Origin of the sequence: Schlesneria sp., from assembly GCF_036405755.1 — a bacterium.
Classification (GTDB): domain Bacteria; phylum Planctomycetota; class Planctomycetia; order Planctomycetales; family Planctomycetaceae; genus Schlesneria; species Schlesneria sphaerica.
On sequence record NZ_DASWWZ010000304.1, the window covers coordinates 1 to 7580 of the forward strand.

The 7580-nt window shown below is 56.7% G+C and carries 5 protein-coding genes; 1 reads left to right on the plus strand and 4 read right to left on the minus strand.

Features of this window, described 5'->3' with window-relative positions; all coding sequences use genetic code 11:
* Positions 1–574: 574 nt before the first annotated feature.
* Complete coding sequence (locus VGE80_RS10620; protein ID WP_440592643.1) at positions 575–3355, plus strand: ATP-binding protein; 2781 nt, start codon at positions 575–577, stop codon at positions 3353–3355.
* On the opposite strand, the gene VGE80_RS10625 is transcribed toward VGE80_RS10620, so the two are convergent.
* The 4 genes from VGE80_RS10625 to VGE80_RS10640 form a co-directional block, all read right to left on the minus strand.
* The gene (locus VGE80_RS10625) at positions 3317–3937 is read right to left on the minus strand and encodes a biliverdin-producing heme oxygenase (protein WP_440592644.1); all 621 of its coding nucleotides are present in this window, start codon (positions 3935–3937) and stop codon (positions 3317–3319) included. The genes VGE80_RS10620 and VGE80_RS10625 overlap by 39 nt on opposite strands.
* A gap of 657 nt (positions 3938–4594) precedes the next feature.
* Entirely contained in the window at positions 4595–5020 is a 426-nt protein-coding gene (locus VGE80_RS10630; protein WP_440592645.1) for a division/cell wall cluster transcriptional repressor MraZ, read from the minus strand.
* A gap of 165 nt (positions 5021–5185) precedes the next feature.
* Positions 5186–6364, minus strand: a complete 1179-nt coding sequence (locus VGE80_RS10635) for a glycosyltransferase (RefSeq protein WP_440592646.1) — start codon at positions 6362–6364, stop codon at positions 5186–5188.
* A gap of 43 nt (positions 6365–6407) precedes the next feature.
* Entirely contained in the window at positions 6408–7469 is a 1062-nt protein-coding gene (locus VGE80_RS10640) for a ferrochelatase (protein ID WP_440592647.1), read from the minus strand.
* Positions 7470–7580 lie beyond the last annotated feature (111 nt).

The window sequence follows — 7580 nt, forward strand, 5'->3', positions numbered from 1 at the left end:
ACAGAACGCCGGTCGCGATCGCAAACAGGGATTTGTTCAAGTTCATCTTCAGAAGTCTCGCATGGCAGAAAAGAAATTGAGTCTTGCAGATCTTATGAAAACCCCCGGTCTATGGGTACCGTTGGAACGACAACGTGCTGGCTGAACGTTTTACCACGCGCTGTGGTTGATCGATCCCGTGTCACACAATTTCAGAGGCATTCCCGCGTCTTCCGCATCTACGGTTTCTCCGTTTCGAAGCCCCACCGTGATCCAACCGACGCGCCAAGCCGTCTCGTCGAAGAAGATCACACAGAATGCAGTCCAGCAATTCCAGATAACTCACTCTGCAGGGACGTCTTCAGCTCGAGATGTTTCGAGTGAAGGAGGCTTTGAATGAAGCGGTGAAGTAGGCTTTTCGCGTAAAACGGGAATGCGCGGAAGCGCTCCTGGGCCTGGAAGCAGAATGAATCTGCCCGCTGGCTCTCAGTGGCGCGCGAGTTGCTTCAATTCCGTTTGCCCCCGCTTCCATGCAGTCACGGTGCCGCCATCATAAGATAGGGGTGAACCCTTCGTTCCACGTCACGGGCAGCTTATGAACCCAAATGACCTCAATTTGACCAACTGTGATCGTGAGCCGATACATCAACCCGGCGCTATCCAGCCGCATGGCGTTTTCATCGCAGCGTTGGCAGAGACGATGAGAGTCACCCATGTGAGCGCCAATTTTCTCGAACATTGCGGCGTACCGCCTGAAAAGGTGCTGGGAAGCGGATTGACCGATCTCTTTCCTGCGGAAAAACGGGCCGAGTACTCACAACAGTTATCCAGCGACAAGGCCGGTTCCCTCCCTCAGTACATGGTGACCGTGCAGCTGGACGGCCCGGTCAGTCCTTCTCCCCGATTCTTTGATGCAATCGCTCATCGAAGTGGTGAGTACCTGTTCCTGGAACTCGAACCGAATGCGGGTCACCGCGATCACTCGACCCCTGAGCTTTATCGGCTCGTCCAATCGGCGATCGCGCGAATGCGAGAAGTGACTTCCGTCACTGCGCTTTGTCAGTTGTGTGCTGAACAAGTTCGGCTGATCAGCGGTTTTGATCGGGTGATGGCCTATCGCTTTGACGACGACTGGAATGGTCAGGTGATTGCAGAGACAAAAAGAGACAATCTGGAACCGTTCCTCGGTTTGCACTACCCAGCCTCAGACATCCCCAGGCAGGCCCGCGAGCTCTACACCCGAAACTGGTTGCGATTTATCGCCGACCGCGACTACGTTCCGGTCCCTGTCATCTCGGACTCTACGTTGCCCGATCAGCAACCGCTCGACATGAGTTTCTCCGTACTGCGCAGCGTGTCCCCCATCCATCTGGAATACCTGAGGAATATGGGGGTCGCAGCAACCATGTCAGTCTCGCTGATTCGAGACGGGAAACTCTGGGGTCTGATTGCCTGCCACCACTACTCACCGAGATACGTTCCCTACGACGTCCGAACCGCCTGTGAATTGCTGGGTCAGGTCATGTCATTATCTCTCGCCGCAGCAGAAGACCGCGAGAAAAAAATCTATCAGCAAAATGCTGAAAAGATCATCGAAGCGATGATGGTCAATGTCGAGCAGACAGAAGACATCGCCGCGGCCCTTGTTGATCGGCAACCAGATCTTCTGGCACTGATTCCTTCGGACGGTACCGCCCTGATTCTGAACGACCGCATCGTCCGACTAGGCAATACTCCAAGCGAGGAAGTCCTCAAGCAACTCTCGAAATGGGTCGTCCAGCAGAAGTTTGAAGACCCACTTTACGCGACGGATGGACTGGAAACCGTCTTCGGATCGGCACTCCTGGGGAATGTCGCGGCCGGATTCCTCTCGATTTCTCTGTCGCGTTCTCGAGCTCATCAAATCTTCTGGTTTCGCGCGGAAAAAGAGCGAAATGTGGAATGGGCGGGAGACCCCAGAAAGAGTGTTACCAAGGGCTCGGGCGATGATGTGCGACTCAGCCCGCGCGGATCATTTTCGCTCTGGAAGGAAATCGTCCGAGGGCGAAGTATGCCTTGGACGGAAGTGGAAGTGGACGCCGTACGCCGATTGAGGGAAGAGCTGGTTTCCGAAATGATTCGGCGGACGGAAATCATTGTTGCATCGAATACGGATCTGAGACTCGCCAGTGAAGAGCGAGAAAAGGCACTGCAGGCAGAACGTTCTGCACGCACCGAGAGTGAACGAGTCAGTCAGATGAAGGATGATTTCGTTGCCACTCTGTCCCATGAGTTACGAACTCCGCTCAATGCCATACTCGGCTACTCACAACTACTCAAACGGCAGTCCCAGCTTCCCACCGACGTTTCCAATGGCATCGAAGTCATCGAACGAAATGCGAAAGCTCAGGCCCAGATGATCGAGGATCTACTCGACATGAGTCGCGTGATCTCAGGGAAGCTGCGACTCGACCTTCAGGACACGCATCTCCCTTCAATCGTGTACTCGGCGCTGGACACGGTACGGCTGACGGCCAGTGCGAAAGGGGTGAGAATTGTGGCATCGATCGATCCGCTGAACAACTTGCGTACGACAGGTGACCCCCATCGATTGCAGCAGGTGATCTGGAACCTGCTTTCCAACGCGGTGAAGTTTACACCTCGCGGAGGCTTGGTCCAGGTTCACCTCCAGCAGATCAACTCTCACGTCGAAGTATCCGTTTCGGATACGGGACAGGGAATTGATCATGCGTTTTTACCCTATGTTTTCGACCGCTTTCGCCAGGCAGAATCGTCGACCTCGCGAGTGCACGGGGGGCTTGGCCTGGGCCTGTCGATTGTTCGCAGCCTTGTGGAACTCCATGGGGGCAATGTGCGCGCCTATAGCCGCGGCGAAAACATGGGGTCGGTCTTCACGGTCTCGTTGCCGATACGGGCGATCCATGCCCCGGAATTACCGCCAAACGATAAAGATGCCTCACAGGAGGGGACTGCCACCTCGAACGGGTTCGACCTGTCGGGACTGCGGATTCTCGAAATCGACGACGATGAAGATGCGCGGAATTTGTTGCGGCAGGTGCTGGTCGAGAGAAAATGCGAAGTGAAAACCTGTTCCTCGGCCGAGGAAGCGCTCGACGTTCTGCGGACGCAGAAATTCGACGTGATCATCTCGGACATCGGAATGCCAGGCAAAGATGGCTTTGAATTCATTCGACAATGGCGTGCACTTGAAGCTCAATTGAAGCGAGAGAAAACACCTGCCGTCGCGTTGACCGCTTACGCCCGCGGCGATGACCGCCGACGGGCATTGCTGGCGGGGTTCCAGGCCCACGTCGCCAAGCCCGTCGAACAGGAAGAGCTACTGACGATCGTCGCCAGTCTGTCGAACCGTGTCTGATCGATCGAGCGTCTGATCAAACCATCGTTCGAGTTGAATAAAGGTCTGCTGCGCCGCTGTCACCATCTCGTCACTGTGCTGGGGATTTTCCGCGGCAAACTGAGTCACCACTTGCCGAAACTGATCCCACATCAGCCTCACGCGGTCTCCGTACGCGTTGAAGAATGCCCCCCCATTGGTTTCATCGACACCCAGATGCTGAAACAGCAGTCGCTTGATGATCTGACTACCGAGGGTGGAACCTTCCAGAACGTAGAGGCATCCCAGGTTTTGCGGGACGGAGTTCAATTCCGGCAGAGCCACGGCGCAGGGCAGGCAATCCGCATCGATCGTCCATAAACGGAGATCGGCGAGTAACAGCGGGACCTTGCATCGAGAAGCGAGATCGAGCCCGACTTGTTTCAGTCCAACTCCATCGAGTCGCTTTTCAATCGGGACATAAAACCCGTAGAAGGCCGCCACCAGTTGCTGGTACGCCTGCAGGGAACCGAGTCGATTCAGAATATCAACCCGCGCCTCCAATCGGTTGTGGAGTTGCCGGGTAGCGGTTTTCAATTGGTCGAGCAGGGGATCACATTCCATTGTCAGGAGAAAGGGATCTTTACAACGGCGGCGCTTCCGGTGACAGATAAAATAATAGATCCCACAAACCGCAAATCAACCTGCGTGCAATCACCGAGGTAAAATCGAAGCGCAACCCCGCCGCAATTCTGGTTGGCCTCCCACTTCTGCGACAAGTATGAGTTGAGCGGAGATGGCAACTGGTGACAGACTTACACAGTCTTCCGGAATGCACAACGACCACGAACCGCTCCGGCGAGTCAGGGGCTCTTGCTGCTCCCCTGGTTGGCGCGGTGCCATCAGCGCTTCATGGTCGAGAGCTCTCTGCATCCGGCCCACGAAATCTGAACTAAAGAATGATTTCAGGTCACCAAACCCAGCAGCGACCGTCACAGCGAGTCACCAGCGGTTACGCGGGATGGAAGAGAAACAACCGACCATTAAGGAGAGAGCACGGCGTCCATCTCATTCAGGAAATGGATTCGGACGTTGGTCGTGCGAGAGAGAGTCACTCGCCGCGGGCGGAATCCATTCCGCCCGGCGGCTGCGCCAGGATTGGGCGAATGACCTGTGACGCGATGCTGCCGCGCGTTCTCGTCACATCCTTCCGTGGCCGACCTCATGTCTGACCGCTCCGCATAGCCCGGTAGCCAGCGGGATTCTTCGTGCCCTTCCAATCTACGACATCGCCTTCAAGGCGAGTTGATCAAATTCAGGTGAATGCGTGTTAATGAACGCTTCCCATGCTTCCTTGTCCCACAATTCCGCGTGGTCCTGAACACCCAGCAGATAGACATCGCGCTTCAGTCCGGCATAATCGGCCAGCCGGTCCGGAATCCGAATCCGACTTTGACTGTCGAACTCCAATCGCTCGGCAGACGAGTAAAACAGCCGCATATATCGCTGGTGCTCGGGAGCGCCCGACAGCCTCGCTGCATATTGATCGAAGCTTTTGGGCGAGTAGACCACCAGCGACTTCTCCGTACCAGGCGCGACAATCAGACTCTCAAGATTTTCTTCCGCAAAATCATCCTTAACGCGTTTGGGAACCGCGAGGCGACGTTTTTCATCCAGCGTGCGGAGATATGTCCCCGTTAGTGCCATTCGTCACCATTCTTCCCCACTCGTCCCCACGGTGGCCCAAATGTAGCAAGGCTTTTCTGTTGTTCAAGCAAGAAACAGACGCGCCGGTCCGTCGGCACTCCAGAGCCGTTCCTAGACCCTTTCTCCGTATTGGACTTACGATTTTGGGAAAAATTTGAGCGCGAGCTAAATCGGGGATCGTTCAAGCAACTCGCGGTAGATTTGAGCGTAGGAAGAGACTGCCACTGATGGCGTAAACCTCTTCTGAATCATGTGTTGCGACTCACGTCCCGCACTGGCAAGGAACTCGGGGCGGGCCAGACAGGACTCGATCGCTGCCGCTAACGGGGGGGCTTCACCCGGCCGCACGGTGACTCCGTTGACGCCATCCTGGATCAGCTCAGCAATCCCCTCAACCTCCGTCGCGACCACTGGCAGGCCCGCTGCCATCGCCTCCAGAACGACGTTTGGCATCCCTTCCCACCGGGATGACAGAATGAACAGCTGTGAGGCCGCGAGAAGCTCTGGAACGTCGTCACGTCGCCCCAGGAAGCGAATCTGCCGCTCTAGCTCCAGTTGCTCGACTTGCTGCCCCAAACGATCTGCATCCGGTCCATCACCCACGATCAGGAAGTAGACATCCGCAGGGAGGGGCTTTATCCGCGCGATCGCGTCCACGAGAACATCGAATCCTTTCTGACTTTCCAGTCGTCCGACGGAAATGCAGACGCGACTCGACGCAGGGATACCCAACTTCGTGAGGTCGGCGGCGGGGATACCCTTAAACTTGTCTGCCTCAACCGCGTTGGGAATGACGACGAGTTTCCGAGGAGAGAGTCCCCCTTGAGCGGCCGAAAATTCCGCCACCCCGCGACTGACGCAGACGTTGGTCTGCACGAGAAAGTTCGTCCAGCGATCGATCCAGCCATGCCAGCGATTGCGACGTTCCGCGACGCGAATCCCCGAGACGACGATTTGACTGCCTGCAATTCGGGCCGCGATACGCCCCAGGATGTTCGCGTGAAACAAAAACGTCTGCACGATCGCAGGTTTGAATCGGCGCAGTTCCTTCACCAACTGCCACAACACGCAAGGGGTGCTGCCGAAGCCACGCGCCCCCAGGCACACCACGGTGATTCCGGCGGCTTCGAGTTCATCGACCAGCACACCACGGGGTCCCAGACAGATCACGTGGGGTTCCCACTGGGTCCGGTCAAGATGGCAGGCCAGTTGAACCAGCGCCCGCTCGGCTCCACCTCGATCCAGATCCGTAATGCAGAAGGCAATGCGAACAGGAACGCCTGTCTCGGCCGGTCCACTCTCGTGCAGACCGGCGTGAGGATCAGCACTTCCCCTTTGCGTCATCAACGACACCTCAAAGATCAATCTGCTGGGATACGTCCCCGAATCAACTGGCTGCGGGCGTTGACGGTGCGGGCCTTTGAGGAATTGTGTAGAGACAGCAGTCGGCAGGACAGACATCGTGGCTGGGACCGAATTGCCCCATCGCCCGACGCTCCGTCCGCAGTCCCAACCGTTCTTCAATCAGTTCACGAATACCTGCGACGAACCGGGGATGAATCCCGGCCGTTGCGGCACGTGCCATCTCAAGACCAATTTCTTCGCAGATGATGCGGGCTTCTTCATCCAGATCGTACAGGACTTCCATGTGATCGGACAAAAATCCGACAGGGGCGATGACGACGGCACGCGTTCCCTCAGCATGGATCTGGCGCAAATGATCGCCAATGTCCGGTTCCAGCCATGGGTCCGTGGGTCTCCCGCTGCGACTTTGATAGACGAGACTCCACCGATCGGCGGGCAGACCTAGCGACTCCGCAATCAGCCGGCAACACTCTTCCAGTTGCTGCTGGTATTTGCAGTTCCGAGACATGGAAAGAGGAATACTGTGCGCGGTAAACGCGATTCGGGCCCGCGTCTGATTCTCAGCCGAAAGCTGACTCAGCGCAGTCCGAATGTGATCGACATTGGCTTCCACGAAGCCGGGGTGGTTGTAGAACACACGCAGCTTATCGACCTGCGGTGCACCGGGGCCGACCTCCTTGCGGGCGTTCTCGATATTCTCACGGTACTGCCGACAACCCGAATATGAGCTGAAAGCCGAGGTGACAAACGCCAGGGCACGACGGACACCGTCCTGCTCCATCTGCCGTAGCGTATCGGGCAACAGAGGATGCCAGTTCCGGTTCCCCCAGTAGATCGGCAATCGAATTCCGGCGAGTTCGAGTTCCCCCCGCAGCGCTTCGATAAAGTCTCGGACCTGTGCATTGATCGGACTGACGCCGTCGAAATGGTGATAGTGCTCTGCCACTTCCAGCAGCCGTTCGCGAGGAACAGGTTTGCCGCGGAGCACATTTTCAAGGAAGGGAATCACATCATCTGGCTTTTCGGGTCCGCCAAACGAAACGACCAGCAGGGCATCATAGGGGCTTGGCTCAGGTTCAGGCACGACGGTTTCCTGCGAACGTTAGGGGTGGTCTCAATGAGCACGCGCTGCGTACGGCAGTCGGGAGCGCCAGGGATTATTGTTCCAGACGGCTCGACGGCAACCCGCACAAAC